Below are 17,795 nucleotides of genomic sequence, written 5' to 3' on the forward strand. Positions count from 1 at the left end.
ATTAATTATGTATTTCTTACTATAAGTATACTATATCTTTTAGTTTTTCGAAAACAAAGTGGTCTTCATACATCCATAAAAAATATTCAAAAAACAATGAGCAAACAAAAAAGTCGAGGCGTCCTACTTAATAGGGTCTAGTGTGTATATACAAATAATATTGAAATATGCTTTCCATAAGATATAGAAAGTTTTGATAGAATGAACGCCATTTTGAAATGGAGCGTCTAATCAAATGGGTAGGAAAGCTATGTGTTTTGGAAGGAGGGCAAAAAGTATAATGAGTAGACTCAATGAGATTTCAGAAGAAGTGATTTTAAGGGCGATGAATGGAGATACCGAAGCTTTTACAGAACTATATAAAGCTTATTATAAACGAGTATATTTTATGAGTGCTCAATTTTTTAGAAATAGTGAATTAGCAAAAGATGTTGTACAAGAAGTATTTATAAAGGTGTACAAACAAATAGAGAATTTAAAAACACCAAAAGCATTTAGTTCATGGATACATGTAATAACTTATCATGAGTGCCAGAATAAGGCGCGAAGAAAGAAATTCAAAATGTATGAATTGAGTGAAGATGAAAAGATAGAAGATTTTCCTAATGTAAATGAGGTAGATGTAGTTGATCAGGTAGAGAATGAAAGAGTCAAGGAAATCATAATGGAGTCTTTAGAAAAGTTAAGTGATCCGTTAAAGGAAGTAGCGATACTTAGATTTTTTGAAGAACTAAAAACGCAAGAAATTGCTGATATTCTTGAGGTACCAAGATCTACTGTTTCAACAAGAATTATCAAAATTAAAAAAGTACTTAGCTCAGATTTAGAAAGAAAAGGTGTACAGCGTAACTTTGGAATTGCTATATTGTCGCCAACGCTGCTTCATGAAGTATATGGGATTTTGTCAAAAAAATATTCTATAGACGAAACCGCTGCAAATGAAATACTACAGGCAATACTAGCAGGCGGTAGTATTGTAACAGCTGGAGGAATTGCTATAGCAACAAAAATACTTCTTGGAGGGTTAACTGGAGCTGCGATCATTGGTGGAGTTTGGATGGTGAATCAGGAAGAAGAACCAAAACCAGATACGCAGATAGAATGGATTTCTCTACCGAGCATAGAACCAATCGAAGAAGAGACAGCTAAGATAAAAGATATTACATTTGATTCTACATGGACAAGTAGTTCAGTACATATAAATGTTGAAACTACAAATAATAACTATGACAAAATTTTGATTAATGATTCAGAAACATTAGATGTTATTGATAATGGAAACTATATTATTAAACTTTTAAAGGAAGATGATATTTTAGATGAAAGGGAAATTACAATATCTAATATTGATCGAAATAGCCCTGTGGCAACAGGCGAAGAATTAGGCAATGATTATCTTATTTACTTAAAAGAAGACATATCAGGAATAAATAAAAATAGTATTGAATATTACAAAAACGGAATGTTTACAGATGATTATACATTTGATGAGATTAGTAATACATTAACTATCAAAAATGAAAAATCATCGGTTCATGAACTTTATGTAAGTGATAATGCGGGAAATTTATTAACAATTACATTAAAGGTAGTGGAGTAATTGTTTTTGAAAATTGGAGGAAAAAAATGAAGAAGGATTCAAAAAAAATAAAGAAAACAAGTGCATTGTTTCTAGTGTTAGCTATCCTAATGGGGGCGTTAATACCTAGTTTGAATATTGATATTGGTGCTGTAAACTCATCAGATTATGGAGTGGCAGTATCTGCAAGAGCTTCAACAACAAGTTATCAGACATTTACAAATCCAAGAAACTCTACCTCACCAGGTGAGTTTATGGTGTATTTGGATGTAACGATTGAAGAAGAGGGGGTTAGCGGAGGATACATTGATGTTCCTTTAACTTATCAGACACCAAGTACATATACAGATCCAGGTGTTGGTGATTTCTTTATATATAATCAAAGTAAGACAGAAGCTGCATTTGGTAATTATGTAGATTCATCATCGATTGAAAATATAGATGGTGTTGATGTAATTCGAATATATTTAAATGACAATCTAATGCAGGGATCACAGACATTAGTTTTATATTTTGATTTTAATACAGCATATGATGGAAAGGTGGCGTTTGGTGAAACTCTATGGAATATCAATGCCACATCATATGCAAATGATGATAGTGATATAACACAGAAGTCAGATGAAGCTACTACGATAACAGTTAAATCAAGTGGTAGTAACTCTTTAACTGCAGGTGCAACGAATTTATCTCATCCGTCAGGGGAATGGGCAGAAGGTACAATTAATCAAAGACTAAGTTGGTCATATCAACAATCATATGAAAATTTAATGAATGACTCAGGTACTAACTATCTGTATTTTGATGTTCCTAAAGGCTCAACAGTTACAAATGCTAGTTCAAATTCATTTGTTTATAATTCAACATATACAGAAACTGGAACAGGAGTTGAATATGATCGTTATATAAAAACAGTTACTTCCACAACTGGCTGGAATAGTTTAAATTTTAATGGAAATACTGGTTATAAATTTCTACAAATTGATTTTTCAATTATTGTGCCAACTGGTTATGTCACAGGAGATAGTTTTACAATTAAGCGTGGAATTAATTTAGATTTAATTAATACAGGTGTAGTTACAAAAGAAGGCTCAGTTACTTATAATGTTGTAGATGAAAAAGATTGGGATTTCTATGCTCCAACTGCCCTAGGACATTCTACAGGAGGAACACTTATTTATACACATGTAGATGTTGGTGATGGAATGACTGATCATTATGCAGTTGCAACCTCAGGAAAGGCTCAAACATATGTTAGTTTGGGTTGGACTGCATATAACCACAGTTCTTCATTCAAAAATACAGGAACTACAAAAACAGTTGAAGGCACAAGTTTGGTTCTAGAAAACAACAATACAGAATCAGCTAAAATTAATTTTGGTAAAGTTCGAGTAGTTGCATTTAGAAAAGATAATAGTAAGACATGGAATCAATATAAATTGACTTATTATTTTGATGATGGAAGCACACATGTTGAAACAGTTACACCAACAACAACAGGAAACTCACAAACATTGGAATTTACCCCACCTACACAAAGTTGGGATACTAAATATATTACTAAAATTGTAGTAGATGCAATGGGAAATGATGCAAGTGATGAAAATAACAAAGGTGATTTGTTATCTGGGAATGGTTTTTCTTTAGGATATATAGCAAAGTCCTGGCCTGATAAAAAGTGGCCAGACGGAACGATTATTACTGAGTCAGAAGGAGTTCCAATTGACGCTGTATATTCATGGTTTAGTGAAGACAGGATAACGGTTAATACTCGTGAGAACACATCAAAAGTAGCTAATTATTATGTTGTAGATGAATCAATCTATCCTACAGTCTCAATCTCAGGAAATAGTTTAACAGGAAGATTTCCTAGTGATACTTTAGATATGATTATATCAGCTAAAGTGGATGTAAGTAGAGGACCAGATACAAAATGGGACAGTCCTTATATTGCGGCAAGAATACCTAAAGAATTAGAATTGGTGAGTGGAACTGGAACGACGCTTACAGATACAGTAACAACTACTAACTATGGAGTAACTGTAACGTTGGTAAGTAGTGACACAAAGTATAATTATTATGCATTTCAAAGTGAATCTGGGTATAGTGCTCCTACAACAAAGGATGCATCATCATTTACAATTCCATTTCAACTTAAAATAAAAGATGGAACATCAGTAGGAACCTATAGTATTGATTCAGTAGTAATGACAAGTTATGGAACAAGTGGTGAACTTAAGAAATCATTTGATGTTATTGATGTATTAGATAAGAATAATTTACCAAGTGAACAAAGTCTTAGTTCATATGGATTAAGTAATGGTGATAACTATCATTATGCAACAAATGCTTGTGATATTACAGTAGTTAGAAAAAGTGATATGCAGGCAAATACACATATTAAGTCATCACTTACAAATGATACTTATGTGACTTCATCGATTGTAGCAGCTGAGCACAACACAGATGTAACTATGAAATTATCAATTACAAATAATGGAAACGTGGATCTAAAGGATTTAAAACTCTATGATGTATTACCACAAGATGGAGATTCAAGGGGGTCAAGTGGTGGAACGACATTAAAGTCAGTAAGTGTATCAGGTGCTTCACCAACAATATATTACACTGATTCAACTACTCCTGCAGCACTAGGAACAGCACTGCAAGGATTTGTTACAACTGGTTGGAGTACAAATGCTGCTGATGCAACAGGAGCCACAGCGTTCTATGTAGACTTTGGAAGCCTGATTGTTGAGCCAGGGGATACAATTGAAGTGATTCTTACATTTGCAGTGCCGGGACCAGTAGGTACTGACCAAACTGCTTACAATCAATTTGCTTATAGTGCAAAGACAACTTCCAATGATGGACAAATTGACTTGGTAGCACCAATAAAAGGATTTACTACAGAAAGTAAAACAATACAATATGAAAAGAATACTCCAAGTACAATTGTAAGTGGAAGTGAGGTAGAAAACTTTCCTGAATATGCATTTGTTACGAAAACAGGAAATGATGATGAAACAGCAACGATTACCTCAACTATTCCAACATTAACTGGATATACATTCAAGGAATGGAATACAAAGGCAAATGGAACTGGTGATTCATATGAAGATGGTGATACAGAAAGTTTTGGAACAGAATCAACACTTACATTCTATGCAATTTGGACTGCAAATGAATATGCGATTAATTATGATTTAGATGATGGAATTCATCTTGGAAATCCAACTACTTATACATTTGGTACTGGTGTATCTTCGTTCACGGATGCATGGAAACTAAATCATCGCTTTGATGGTTGGTATACAGATGCAAGTTTTACAACTAAAATTACAGATATTTCAAATACTTCAACTGGAGTTGTAAATCTTTATGCGAAATTTGTGCCTCAATATACAGTTACTTATGATGGAAAGAATAATACATCAGGAGCTGTGCCTACAGATATAACGAAGTACGAAACAGATGATACGATTACGGTACAGGATAATACAGGTGACTTAAAGCGAACTGGATATACTTTCAAAGGCTGGACAACTACTTCTGATGGAAGTGGAACAGTTTACAATGTTGGAGATACGATTACAGTTACGAATGCAAATGTTACACTATATGCAAAATGGCAGGCTAATGAATATGATATTACTTACGAGCTAGACGGTGGAACTAATGATTCTTCTAATCCATCAAAATATACATATGCAGTAGGAGTTACTTCATTTGAAAATCCAACGAAAGATAATTTCCGTTTTGATGGATGGTATGATGATGACGATTTTGCAACTGCAACCAAGATCACATATATTTCTACTACAAAAGCAGGAGAAGTAACGCTTTATGCAAAATGGGTAAAACAATACAATGTGAGTTATGATGATAATGATTCTACATCAGGAACAGTACCAGTGGATGCAACAAAGTATGAAACTGGAAACAGTGTAACAGTAAAAGGAAATACTGGGACTCTAGAGAAAACTGGACATACGTTCAAAGGCTGGACAACAGCGAGTGATGGAAGTGGAACGGTTTATGAAGCAGGAAATACCATTACGATAGCTAGTTCCAATATAACATTATATGCAAAATGGGAAGCAAATAAGTATGATGTTATCTATGAATTGGATGGAGGAACAAATGATTTAGCAAACCCAATAAAATATACATACGGTGTTGGTGTAACATCTTTTGAGGAGCCTACAAAAACAGGATACACATTTAAAGGATGGTATGATACAGCAACATTCGATAGTGAAATCACAGATATTTCTGAAACGCAATTAGGAACAGTATCGTTATATGCAAAGTGGGAAGTAAATAAATATGACATTATCTATGAGTTAGATGGAGGAGTAAATGATTCAGCAAATCCTGCTAAATACACATATGGAATTGGAGTAACATCATTTGAAGAACCTACAAAGGAAGGTCATACATTTAAAGGATGGTATGATACAGCAACATTTGATAATGAGATTATAGATATTTCTATAACCCAATTAGGTGCAGTAACCCTATACACAAAATGGGAAGTAAATGATTATGATGTTATTTATGAATTGGATGGTGGAGATAACCACACTAATAATCCGTCGACCTATACATATGGGGTCGGAGTTACAGCATTTGAGGAAGCAACAAAAGAAGGACACACATTCAAAGGATGGCATGACAGTGTGGCATGTGATAACGAGATAACAGATATTTCAAGCACAAAAACAGGAACGGTAACCCTATATGCAAAATGGGAAGTAAATGATTATACCATTAATTATCATTTAGATGGTGGTAACAACAGTAATAACAATCCATCATCTTATACTTATGGAATAGGTGTATCATCATTTGAAGAGGCAACTAGAGAAGGATATACGTTCCTTGGTTGGTATGATAGTGCTTTAATAGCAGGAACATTAGTTACGGATATTTCTGATACCTCAATTGGTGAAGTGGATCTGTATGCAAAATGGGTTCCTAACAAATATGCAATAAATTACGAGTTAGATGGTGGTGTAAATCATAAGGATAATCCAAATGAATATACATATGGTGTAGGAGTTATATCGTTTAATAATCCAACAAAAGAGGGTTATGTCTTTGATGGGTGGTATACAGTTGCAAGGACATCAACACCAATTACAAGTATCTTAGATACATCAATTGGAGATGTTACATTGTATGCAAGATGGACACCAAGTACAAGTGTGATTTATAAAGTAGAACACTATAAAGAACAAAAAGATGGATCATATGAATTAGCAGATACAGATACACTAAAAGGAACAACAGGTTCAATTGTGACTGCTAATGCGAAAACATATGAGGGTTATAAATTAGATAAGGAAGTACAAGAAACAATTGAGTCTGGTGAAGTTGCAGCAGATGGAACATTAGTTCTTAAACTTTACTACAAACAAGACAAAGGTTTAACAATGACAACTAAACCAAGTGTTGCTGCTAGACCGAGCACAGGAGTAGGTGTTGATACAGCAGATATGACAAATCCAATTGTATATATTGGAATGATGTTAGTATCGTTACTGAGCTTATTCTATGTAGCGAATAGAAGAAAAGAATTGAAAAAATAGTATTGTAAAAATAATGATTAATTAAGGACTGACGTTTGTATATTACAGGTGTCAGTTCTTTAAATTTTTAGTATTTAATAAACATAATTACCACTTAATCGAGGTAATTATATGGTTGGAAAGAGTAAGCATTTAGTCTTAATATGAATAAGAGAAAAAGGAGATGAAAATGCAAAAAAAATTTGAGCAAATTAACAAAGAATCTAATATTAGTGATTTAGGGGTATCACAATATGATATTCCTTACTCTAATAAATCAGAAAAGAATAAGTTAGATTTATATTTTCCAGCTGAAAAAAAGAAAAAATATCCATTATTGGTATTTATTCATAGTGGAGGTTTTTTCAAATCCGACAAGTCTAGACATATAGCAAATGTTCTAAATGGCTTATTATTTGGATATGCTGTTTCGAGTATTAATTATCGCTTAAATGATGAAACTAGATATCAGGGGAGTAGAGAAGATGTAATTGAAGCGTTAAATTATTTAGGCAGTATGGAAAATATTGATGAAAATAAGATTATTCTTTGGGGTGAATCTTATGGATCATATTTAGCTTTAGATATTGTAGTTAATCATAGCGATACACTTAATTTTAGTCCAGCTGGAATAATAGATATGTACTGTGTAACCGATTTATTAGATTTCCATTATTATAAAGTTAAGAACGGACAAGAGTTAATGGTTCGAGGAAGAGAAAATGATTATAACACTTTTGGTGATGATTTAGAGAAAGGGATTAAGGAGTCAGCTTTCCTAGATTCTATTGATGGAAATGAACCACCCATTTTTATTATTCACAGCAAAGATGATGGAATCATACCTATAAAATATTCATATGCATTAGAAGCAACTTTAAAAGAAAAAGGAAATAAATATGAAGCACATTATGTTGAAGGATTAGAGCATGGAATTGATAATTATAATACTGCACAATATAACTCGTTAATATTCAATTTTATATTTAAGCAAATAAATGATTAGTAAAGCTATTGTATTAAAATACTAATCATAGAGTATTTAGATGATAAGCTATAAAATTTCATTATTGAAAAATCCCACTAATCGAAAGATTTAGTGGGGTTTTCATAGTGATTTAACCTAATGAAATTCTAAAAGTAATGAAAAGATTATATTAGCTTTCTTCGCTGTAATTCATAATAAATTCCATCATCATCTACACTTTCACAAATTGATGTTGCATATTGTTTCACATCATCATTTGTATTTCCCATCACAACTGATTCGTTGCAAATATTAAGCATTTCAATATCGTTCATACTATCGCCAAATCCAATAGTATCATCCATATTTAATCCAAGATAATCTACTAGTTTGCAAATTGCTGTTCCTTTATTAGTATTGTTATACATCAGGTCACCACTTAAATTTGAGAAAGTCGGATTAACTACAATAGTAAAGTAATCAGATAATTTCTCTGATGCTTTCTCTAATTGCATTGTGTTATCACAAGAATAGCTTATTTTAAGAACAGGCTCATTATTGTACTGATTCATTGGTAGTGTATTGCTTTCTCTTAGAAACTGCTGAATTCTATTGTGTTTAGCTATGTCATTATCATCATGAAATATATTTGAAATCATTTTTTCTTTAATATAATCAACGTTTTCACACTCATGATCATAAGCAATATCATATTCATCAAACACGTTTCTTACCATTTTTACAACTTCAGGATTCAAAGGAGATGAATCAATAACCTCACTTCCATAGACAATATATGCTCCAGCACTTGTAATAAAACCATCAAAACCAACATCTAGAATATTATCAATATAATTATGGCTTCTCCCAGTGCATAAAAAGGCTAAATGACCTTTTCTTCTTGCCAGCTTAATAGCTTGGCGAACTTTTGGAGACACACGATTATTACTATTAACCAAAGTACCATCAATATCAAAAAATAAAATTTTCATACTACACCTCACATGCAAATTATAAGGTAATGAAAAAAATATTATATCGCCAAAGTTACCTTATATCATGTGGAATTTATAGATATGGAAGAAGAAAACCTTTAGATATAATCTATAAGTAGAAAGTGAGGTTAATATGAACTTAGAAACAAGAATTAAAATGAATGATGGTAATCTTATACCTATGGTTGGATATGGAACTATTCGCGTTCCAGACGAAGCTATAGTAACTGCATTGGAAGTTGGATATCGTTATCTAGATACAGCATCTATGTATAAATATAATGAAATTGGTGTTGGGAAAGCGATTGATTCTAAAATTGTTCCACGAAATGAATTGTTTGTATGTACAAAGCTATGGACAAATGATATTCGAGAGGGAAGAACAAGAGAAGCTTTCTTTGAAAGTTTGAAAAAGTTAAAAACTGAATATATTGATTTGTATTTAATTCATTTTCCAGCAGAAGGCTATGTACAGGCTTGGAAAGAAATGGAAAAGCTCCAAAAAGAAGGATATATTAAATCTATAGGAGTATCTAATTTTAGAAAAAGTCACATGCAAAATTTACTTGCTCAAACAACAGTGGTGCCTGCTATTAACGAAATGGAAGTAAATCCAGGATTTCAAGATATTGAAGCATTAAACTTTTGTAAAGAGCATGGCATCACAGTAATTGCTTCTGCTCCATTAGGAGAAGGACGCTATGTTCAGATGGATGAATTAAAATCATTGGCTAAGAAATACGATAAGAGTATTCCGCAAGTAATTTTACGCTGGTTACTACAAAAAGGAATACTTGTAGTTCCAAAATCAACAAAAGAAGAGAGAATAATTGATAATGCTAATTTATTTGATTTTACTCTTACAGCAGAAGAGTTAATTTTTATTGACAGTTTGAATAAAAATGAAAGGTCATATGCTGACCCGGATAATTTCGATTTTTAAGATATTTAAATAATTCCTCTAAGAGTTTCTAGTATAGTACAAGTTAGTAAAATTATATATGGTTTTGGGTATTATAAAATAATATATCAATGCATCAAGTACTATTATATTCGCTATACTAGAATGCTCTATTGGAAATAACTAAATAGTTGTTTTTTATATGTTAATTAATATTTATATGAAGATTCTTAATAATAGATAATGCTGAAAAATATCAGTTTTACAGCAGTCTACAATTTATGTTCACAAAGTTTTTAGCTACAAATTATTTTAATTAATGTTTTGGGGAACTTCATGTTGAAATAAGTGAATAAAATAAAAAGAAACAGATAATGTTTAGTTTATTTGAAAAGTAAATTTTTACAATTAGTAAGGAGAAGTAGATGTATGTTAAATGAAAAGTTTTTATGGGGAGGTGCATTAGCAGCTCATCAATTTGAAGGAGGTGTAGTAAACACGTCAAAAGGATTCAGTGTTGCAGATGTAATGACGGCAGGATCACATGATGTACCCCGAAAAATAACTGATGATGTTGTAGATGGAAATTATTACCCAAATCATATAGGTATAGATTTCTACAATAATTATAAAGAAGATATTGCATTATTTGCGGAAATGGGATTTAAGTGTTTTAGAACATCAATTGCATGGACAAGGATATTTCCTCTAGGAGATGAAGAAGAACCAAATGAAGAAGGATTAAAGTTTTATGATGATGTATTTGATGAGTTACTTAAATATAATATTGAACCAGTTATAACTTTGTCGCATTTTGAAATGCCGTTTCATCTTGCAAAGAATTATGGTGGATTCATGAATCGTAAAGTCATTGATTTTTTTGTAAAATTTGCAGAAGTTTGTTTTAAACGATACAAGTACAAAGTTAAGTATTGGATGACATTTAATGAAATTAATAATCAGATGAATTATAAAAGTAATCTTTTTGGATGGACAAATGCAGGAGTTCATTTTAATGAGTATCCCAACCCTGAATTAGCAATGTATCAATGTGCTCATTATCAGCTTGTAGCTAGTGCGAAGGCGGTACAGGTTGGAAAGAGTATAAATCCAAGTTTTGAAATTGGAAATATGATTGCAATGGTTCCTTACTATCCATATTCATGTAACCCCTCAGATATGGTATTGTCAGTTCAAGAAATGCATAATCGATGGTTCTTTTGCGATGTTCAATGTAGAGGGCATTATCCTGCTTATTCATTAAAACTATTTGAGAGAAAAGGATATAAATTAGATATTAGTGAGGAAGATAAAAGTGATCTAAAAAAAGGATGTGTAGACTATATTGGATTATCTTACTACATGAGCAATACAGTAAGTTCAGAAGCCAAAAATGATTTAAAGAAATCTGTAGATGGAAGTAGTGCATATACAACTAAAAATCCATATATAAAAGTTACTGACTGGGGATGGGGGATTGATCCTGAAGGATTGAGATATGCTCTTAATATTATGTATGAGCGTTACGAAAAACCATTGTTTATTGTTGAAAATGGGTTTGGTGCTATTGATATTAAAGAAGAAGATGGCTCATGTCATGATTTTCATCGAATTGAATATCTAAGAGAACACATAAAAGAAATGAAGAAGGCAGTAGAAGAAGATGGTGTAGAGTTAATGGGATATACAGTATGGGGATGTATTGACTGTGTTTCATTTACAACTGGAGAAATGAAAAAAAGATATGGAATGATTTATGTTGATAGAAATAACGATGGAAGTGGGACATTGAAAAGAAGTACAAAAGATTCCTTTTATTGGTATAAGCAAGTAATTGAGTCAAATGGCGAACTACTTTAATGAATATTTGATTGTAATAAAATAACGCAGGTTATAGAAGGAGCATAGTATGGCAAAGAAGAAAAATGAAAAATGTCCAAATTGTGGGAAAATTATTAATAGTGAAGATAGAAAATGTATAAACTGTGATAGTTCCATAGGTATGAAATGGTATAAATTTATTATTTGGTTTCAATTGATTGTTTTATGTATATATTTTACATGGTTGGGAGTTTCATTCCTAAGAGGAACAATTTATGGAGGAACAAATGGTATAGCTGCTTCTGTAGCATTTTATAAATCTTATCCATTATTGAAAATAATCGATAATATACAGGGCGGAATATTAATATTACTAGCAATAGTATCTTTAGTAGTTCGTGATTGGTTGGTCAAAAGAAAAAAGAATGGGCCAAAAAGATATTTAATTTTATTAGTTGTAGTAGCCATTGAACCAATTCTTTATAGTTATGCAGTGGCTATTGCTACTCAGGCTAATTTAGAAGGCTATACAATTTCAACAATGTATATGTCTATAATTTTCTTCTTTGTTTCCTTAATTTACTTTAAAAATAGAGCAAAATATTTTAATCAGTAATAAATTCAAAATTTCAATACTGATTGTATGTATAGTCTAAAGACAAGAATTATCATTTTAATGAATTAACGATATGGAGGATACACTATGAATAAGACGTTAATTAGAAAAACTTTTCATGATGGAGATGGAATTTTAAGAATGGTACCAAATTTTATTCCTGTTAAATTTGGAATTTCTGGACATCGATTGAAAATTCATCCAAATGATTATTATAAATTTGGAACAGATGCAGGAACAATTATGGAGCGTTGGTTATGTGCGGTAAATGGTACAAGATCAAAAAATTCAAAATCACCTAATCAGGGATGTAGTTATTTTATTACTGAAGATGGACAAAAAATACTTTTTAAAGATGCAATAAATGAACTGAAAGATGAACTTATTGGATCTGAACTACAAAGGAAATATGGAACATTTCCAGTTTTTTCAAAGTTTTTTGATTATGAAAATCCATTATATTTCCATTTTCATCCAGAAACTAAGTATGCAAAAGATGTAGGATGTGAAGCCAAACCAGAATGTTATTATTTTCCACCACAATTGAATCCAACTTCTGGTAAAAGGGCATCTACTTATTTTGGATTTAATCCAAGTGTTACAAGAGAAGACATAAAATATGTAATTGAAAATTTTAATAATTTCGATACAAAAGTAACAAAATACTCTAGAGCATATGATTTAGAAGTAGGAACCGGTTGGTATATTCCTGCAGGTGTTTTGCATGCACCTGGCTCTTTATTAACTTATGAGCCACAATGGGGAACTGATTTGAATTGCGTATTAGAAAATGTTGTTTGTGGTGAAACTTTCTCAAAAAAATACCTAACTGATATTGTCCCAGAAGATTGTGACGATGAAGTAGAATATGTTTTAAATGCAATTGATTGGGAAAAGAATTATGATGAAGGATTTAAAGAAAAATATTTTAGACCTCCTGTTGAATTACCAAAAATTCAAGAAGGGTTAACTGAGAAATGGATTTGCTATGGAAACGACTATATGAATGCCAAAGAGGTTACACTTCAACCAAAAACAAAAGTTATTCTAAATGATGAAGCAGCATATGGTGCAGTACTTGTTCAAGGATTTGGAACGTTTGGAAGTTTCAACGCTGAAGCAGTAAACATGATGCGCGTTGGTGATCAAACAAATGACGAGTATTTTGTATCAAAAGATAAAGCAAAGAAAGGTGTATTGATTGTCAATAACTCCAATGTTGAACCAATGGTAATACTTCAACACTTTGGACCTGATAATACATTTTATGTGGAATAGGTGGTAATACCTATTCTACATAAAAGACAATGGAAAGAAGAAAAATGAATCAATTTTATATTTTAGGAATCGACCAAAGCACCCAAGGAACGAAAGGTGTTATTGTAAATGAGAATGGTTTAATTGTAGAAAGTGGATATATATCCCATCAACAAATTGTTAATGAAAAAGGATGGATTTCTCATAACCCAGAAGAAATCTATCAAAATGTTTTAGAAATATGTAGGCAGATTATTACTGATTCAGGAATAGATACATCAAAGTTACTATGCTTGTCATTGACGAATCAAAGAGAGACTACAATTGCTTGGTCAAAACGTAGTGGTCAATCTTTATGCGATGCGATTGTCTGGCAATGTTCCAGAGCTGCAGAAATCTGTAAAAAATATGAAGCCTATGAAAATGAGGTTTATAGCAAAACAGGATTAACTCTTTCACCATATTATCCTGCATCAAAAATAGTATGGATGTTGGAAAATGTAGATATTATAAAAAGAGCGAAAGAAAAGAATGATTTGGCTTTTGGAACAATGGATAGTTATTTAATGTATAACCTAACAAATGGTAAGTCTTATAAAACAGATTATTCTAATGCTAGTAGGACACAGTTGTTTAATTTGAAAACTTTGAAATGGGACACTGATATATGTAATGTATTTGGTATTCAACAAGCATCTCTACCAGAAGTATGTGATAGTGATTCAATTTTTGGCTTTACTGATTTGAATGGAATATTAGATAAAGAAATTCCTATTTGCGGAGTTTTAGGAGATTCGCACGCAGCCTTGTTTGGGCATGGTTGTCATAAAGCAGGAAGTATTAAAGCAACATATGGAACAGGTTCTTCGGTTATGTTAAATACTGGAACTCGTTATATAACAAGCAAACATGGATTATCTACATCATTAGCCTGGAAAATAAATGGAAAGCCAACGTATGTACTAGAAGGTAATATTAATTATACCGGTGCGGTTATTTCTTGGATAAAAGATAATTTAAACTTGATAGAATCAACAGACGAAATTGATTCTGTTGTAAAAAAAGCCAATAAAGATGATACTACATACATTGTTCCTGCTTTTACAGGTTTGGGGGCACCACATTGGAAGAGTAATGCAAAAGCACTGATTTGTGGTATGAGTAGTCAAACTACGAAAAATGAAATTGTAAAAGCTACATGTGAAAGTATCGCGTATCAAGTAAATGATATTATTGAATCTATGCGACAAGAGACAAATATTGAAATAAAATCATTATATGTAGATGGTGGAGTATCAAAAAACCAATACATTATGCAGTTTCAAAGCGATATATCAGAGGTTGATTTGCATATTCCAAATATTCAAGAGTTATCACTTCTAGGTGTTATTTATCTAGCTGGTATTTCTTATAATGTATGGGACTATGATAAAGTTAAAAGTTTTATAACATATGATGACCTTACTTATTTATTAGATAAAGATTTAAGAGAAGAAAAATTAAATGGCTGGAAAGAAGCTATAAGTATGACATTGAAAGGATGTTAGATTATGAATGTTGAAAAGAGCAAAGAGTTATTATCACTTGCATCAAGTATCCGTGAGAAAACAGTGAAAATTGTAATTGATGGGAATGGTGGTCATATAGGTGGTGATTTATCAGAAATTGATATTTTAGTTAGTTTATTTGAGTATATGAAACATGATCCAAAAAAACCACAGTGGTCACAGCGAGATTATTTTATTTTAAGTAAAGGACATGCTGCGGAAGCATACTATGCGGTATTACAGCAGTATGGTTATTTAACACAAGAAGACCTAGATACATTTGGAAAGTTTGGCAGCAAGCTGGGAGGCCATCCAACCAAGAAGTTACTAGGTGTTGAAGCAAACACCGGATCACTTGGACATGGGTTAGGTATAGGCACAGGAATGGCATTAGGTTTGAAAATGAATGGACAAGAGAATCGTGTTTTTGTGCTTACTGGAGATGGTGAATTAGCAGAGGGAAGTAATTGGGAGGCAGCTATGGCTGCATCAGCATATAAATTATCAAATCTTACTTGGATTATTGATAGAAATCATCTTCAGATTAGTGGGAATACAGAGGAAGTAATGCCTTTGGAAAACTTAGTAGAAAAAGTTGAATCTTTTGGATTTCATGTCATTGATATAGATGGTCATAATTTTGAACAAATATTTATTGCGTTAGATACCTGTATCGAAAATAAACCTGTTTGTATAATTGCCAATACAGTGAAAGGAAAAGGGTTATACTGTGCAGAAAATAATGTGGAATGGCATCATAAAACTCCATCATTAGAACAGTATGAGCAACTTAAAAAAGATATGAAAGACTTAGTAGAAAGAGGGGATCAATAATGAATAAAGAATCATTAAGGAGTGCTTTTGCAGATACAATTTTAAAAAAAGCACAGTCTGACAAAGAAATTATAGTTGTATGTTCGGATTCGCGTGGCTCTGGATTAGTTACTGATTTTGCAAATGAATTACCCTCACAATTTGTAGAAATAGGAATTGCTGAACAGAATGCAGTTACTGTTTCAGGGGGATTAGCAAGTATAGGTAAGAAAGTCTATACTGTTGGTCCTGCTAGTTTTTATAGTATGCGTTCTGCTGAGCAAATAAAAGTAGATTTGGCATACTCAAAAAATAACGTAAAAATCATTGGGATTAGTGGTGGAATTAGCTATGGAGCACTTGGTTCAACTCATCATTCATTACAGGACTATGCTCTAATGCGTGCAATCCCGGATTTATTAGTTCTATCTCCCTCAGATTCTAATCAGATGAAATCACTGGTTGATGAGTTGTTATTAACGACTGTTCCAGCATATGTTAGAATCGGAAGAGAAGCAGTGCCAGTTATTTATCCAGAAGATATTAAAATTAAAATTGGAAAGGCAATTAAATGGTTTGATGGAAAAGATATAGGAATTATTGCATCCGGGCAAATGGTGCACAGAGCAATAGAAGCGGCAGAACTATTGAAAAAGGATAATATTTCTGCAACTGTTTTAGACATGTTTACAATAAAACCATTAGATAAGGAAACAATTATTGAATTGGCAAAATCATGTGGATGTATTTTAACCGTTGAAGAGCATTCGATATATGGTGGTCTTGGATCAGCAGTTTCAGAAGTTGTTGTTGAAAACTACCCTGTTCCGATGAAAATAATAGGGTTCACAGATGATGATATTCCAAATGGATCAGATACAGAAGTATTTGAATCATTTGGAATGGATGCAAATGGAATTGTAATGACAGCAAAAACTTTGATTTCAAAAAGATAAATACATAAAAAAATAATATCTAACATGTTTAGTCATAAATTAAATCTAGGTATTGTAAAATGGAAGTGGAAGATATTATATCAATTGCTAATTGAATTATAGATAGTACACAAAAATAGAAGAAGTGTAAAGGAGATACAACTTATGACAGAACTTGAGAAACTTGAAGTCGGGATAGAATACTGTTTTTTTGATGATGAAATATCCAAAAGAAAAGAAGATGCATTGATTAAATGTAGGAAATTTAACTCTATAGATCCAGATAAGTATAGTGAACAACTTAATGCAATAAAAGAAATATTAGGTTCAGCTAGTGGTAATGTATATATTCAGCCTAACTTTAACTGTGACTATGGAAAGAATATTCATGTTGGTAAAGATTTTATTGCTAATTATAATGTAACAATTTTAGATATTGCTCCTGTGGTAATAGGAGATTATTGTATGATTGGACCAAATACATTAATTACAACAGTTGGACACCCAATATCTGCAAAAGGAAGACGTGAGAAAAAAGCACAAGGAAAAAAGATAGTAATAGGTGATAATGTTTGGATAGGTGGAAATTGCACAATTCTTCCAGATGTTAGTATTGGAAATAATGTTGTTGTTGCTGCAGGAGCTGTAGTAACAAAAAGTGTTCCAGATAATTGTATTGTTGGAGGAATACCAGCAAAAATCATAAAGTACATAGAAGACGAATCTTGATAACTCATATTTTTTAATAAAAGTGTCTTAAAGAGATTTTATTTAGAAATAAAGAACTACAA

Annotated in this window: 12 protein-coding genes; 11 read left to right on the forward strand and 1 reads right to left on the reverse strand. The window is 32.0% G+C overall.

Annotation, left to right across the window (positions count from 1 at the left end; translation table 11 throughout):
* The first annotated feature begins 280 nt into the window (after positions 1-280).
* The 3 genes from J2S15_RS10915 to J2S15_RS10925 all read left to right on the forward strand — a co-directional run bounded on the left by J2S15_RS10915 (position 281) and on the right by J2S15_RS10925 (position 8,158).
* Positions 281-1,600 (forward strand): RNA polymerase sigma factor, encoded by a 1,320-nt coding sequence (locus J2S15_RS10915; RefSeq protein ID WP_307408198.1) that lies wholly within the window; start codon positions 281-283, stop codon positions 1,598-1,600.
* 26 nt (positions 1,601-1,626) lie between these two features.
* A complete protein-coding gene (locus J2S15_RS10920) occupies positions 1,627-7,173 on the forward strand; it encodes an InlB B-repeat-containing protein (RefSeq protein WP_307408199.1) in 5,547 nt (1,848 codons plus the stop codon).
* Positions 7,174-7,342: 169 nt separating this feature from the next.
* Entirely contained in the window at positions 7,343-8,158 is an 816-nt protein-coding gene (locus J2S15_RS10925) for an alpha/beta hydrolase family protein (protein ID WP_307408201.1), read from the forward strand.
* Positions 8,159-8,304: 146 nt separating this feature from the next.
* Here J2S15_RS10925 and J2S15_RS10930 read toward each other — a convergent pair whose 3' ends face one another.
* Complete coding sequence (locus tag J2S15_RS10930; protein ID WP_307408203.1) at positions 8,305-9,111, reverse strand: Cof-type HAD-IIB family hydrolase; 807 nt, start codon at positions 9,109-9,111, stop codon at positions 8,305-8,307.
* 136 nt (positions 9,112-9,247) lie between these two features.
* On the opposite strand from J2S15_RS10930, the gene J2S15_RS10935 reads away from it, so the two are divergent.
* The 8 genes from J2S15_RS10935 (at position 9,248) to J2S15_RS10970 (ending at position 17,733) form a co-directional block, all read left to right on the forward strand.
* Positions 9,248-10,057 carry an aldo/keto reductase gene (locus J2S15_RS10935; RefSeq protein ID WP_307408205.1) on the forward strand — a complete coding sequence of 270 codons (810 nt, stop codon included), beginning with the start codon at positions 9,248-9,250 and terminating at the stop codon, positions 10,055-10,057.
* 387 nt (positions 10,058-10,444) lie between these two features.
* Positions 10,445-11,875 (forward strand): 6-phospho-beta-glucosidase, encoded by a 1,431-nt coding sequence (locus J2S15_RS10940; RefSeq protein ID WP_307408207.1) that lies wholly within the window; start codon positions 10,445-10,447, stop codon positions 11,873-11,875.
* Between the two features lie 49 nt (positions 11,876-11,924).
* Entirely contained in the window at positions 11,925-12,452 is a 528-nt protein-coding gene (locus J2S15_RS10945) for a zinc ribbon domain-containing protein (protein ID WP_307408209.1), read from the forward strand.
* An 87-nt stretch (positions 12,453-12,539) separates the two neighbouring features.
* Positions 12,540-13,730 (forward strand): cupin domain-containing protein, encoded by a 1,191-nt coding sequence (locus J2S15_RS10950; protein ID WP_307408211.1) that lies wholly within the window; start codon positions 12,540-12,542, stop codon positions 13,728-13,730.
* 44 nt (positions 13,731-13,774) lie between these two features.
* Positions 13,775-15,256: an FGGY-family carbohydrate kinase gene (locus J2S15_RS10955; protein WP_307408212.1), complete on the forward strand. Its 1,482-nt coding sequence runs from the start codon at positions 13,775-13,777 to the stop codon at positions 15,254-15,256.
* Between the two features lie 3 nt (positions 15,257-15,259).
* A complete protein-coding gene (locus J2S15_RS10960) occupies positions 15,260-16,090 on the forward strand; it encodes a transketolase (protein WP_307408214.1) in 831 nt (276 codons plus the stop codon).
* Positions 16,090-17,025, forward strand: a complete 936-nt coding sequence (locus tag J2S15_RS10965) for a transketolase family protein (RefSeq protein ID WP_307408216.1) — start codon at positions 16,090-16,092, stop codon at positions 17,023-17,025. The genes J2S15_RS10960 and J2S15_RS10965 overlap by 1 nt, the downstream gene beginning before the upstream one ends.
* Before the next feature lie 144 nt (positions 17,026-17,169).
* On the forward strand, positions 17,170-17,733 hold the full coding sequence (locus tag J2S15_RS10970) for a sugar O-acetyltransferase (RefSeq protein ID WP_307408218.1): 564 nt from the start codon (positions 17,170-17,172) through the stop codon (positions 17,731-17,733).
* Positions 17,734-17,795 lie beyond the last annotated feature (62 nt).

The sequence above is a fragment of the Breznakia pachnodae genome (assembly GCF_030814225.1).
In the GTDB taxonomy this organism is placed as follows: Bacteria; Bacillota_I; Bacilli_A; order Erysipelotrichales; family Erysipelotrichaceae; genus Breznakia; species Breznakia pachnodae.

Excerpts from the sequence above, each read along its gene's own strand:
- J2S15_RS10915 (WP_307408198.1), top strand. The coding sequence starts at position 281 with ATGAGTAGACTCAATGAGATTTCAGAAGAAGTGATTTTAAGGGCGATG.
- J2S15_RS10920 (WP_307408199.1), top strand. The coding sequence starts at position 1,627 with ATGAAGAAGGATTCAAAAAAAATAAAGAAAACAAGTGCATTGTTTCTA.
- J2S15_RS10925 (WP_307408201.1), top strand. The coding sequence starts at position 7,343 with ATGCAAAAAAAATTTGAGCAAATTAACAAAGAATCTAATATTAGTGAT.
- J2S15_RS10930 (WP_307408203.1), bottom strand. The coding sequence starts at position 9,111 with ATGAAAATTTTATTTTTTGATATTGATGGTACTTTGGTTAATAGTAAT.
- J2S15_RS10935 (WP_307408205.1), top strand. The coding sequence starts at position 9,248 with ATGAACTTAGAAACAAGAATTAAAATGAATGATGGTAATCTTATACCT.
- J2S15_RS10940 (WP_307408207.1), top strand. The coding sequence starts at position 10,445 with ATGTTAAATGAAAAGTTTTTATGGGGAGGTGCATTAGCAGCTCATCAA.
- J2S15_RS10945 (WP_307408209.1), top strand. The coding sequence starts at position 11,925 with ATGGCAAAGAAGAAAAATGAAAAATGTCCAAATTGTGGGAAAATTATT.
- J2S15_RS10950 (WP_307408211.1), top strand. The coding sequence starts at position 12,540 with ATGAATAAGACGTTAATTAGAAAAACTTTTCATGATGGAGATGGAATT.
- J2S15_RS10955 (WP_307408212.1), top strand. The coding sequence starts at position 13,775 with ATGAATCAATTTTATATTTTAGGAATCGACCAAAGCACCCAAGGAACG.
- J2S15_RS10960 (WP_307408214.1), top strand. The coding sequence starts at position 15,260 with ATGAATGTTGAAAAGAGCAAAGAGTTATTATCACTTGCATCAAGTATC.
- J2S15_RS10965 (WP_307408216.1), top strand. The coding sequence starts at position 16,090 with ATGAATAAAGAATCATTAAGGAGTGCTTTTGCAGATACAATTTTAAAA.
- J2S15_RS10970 (WP_307408218.1), top strand. The coding sequence starts at position 17,170 with ATGACAGAACTTGAGAAACTTGAAGTCGGGATAGAATACTGTTTTTTT.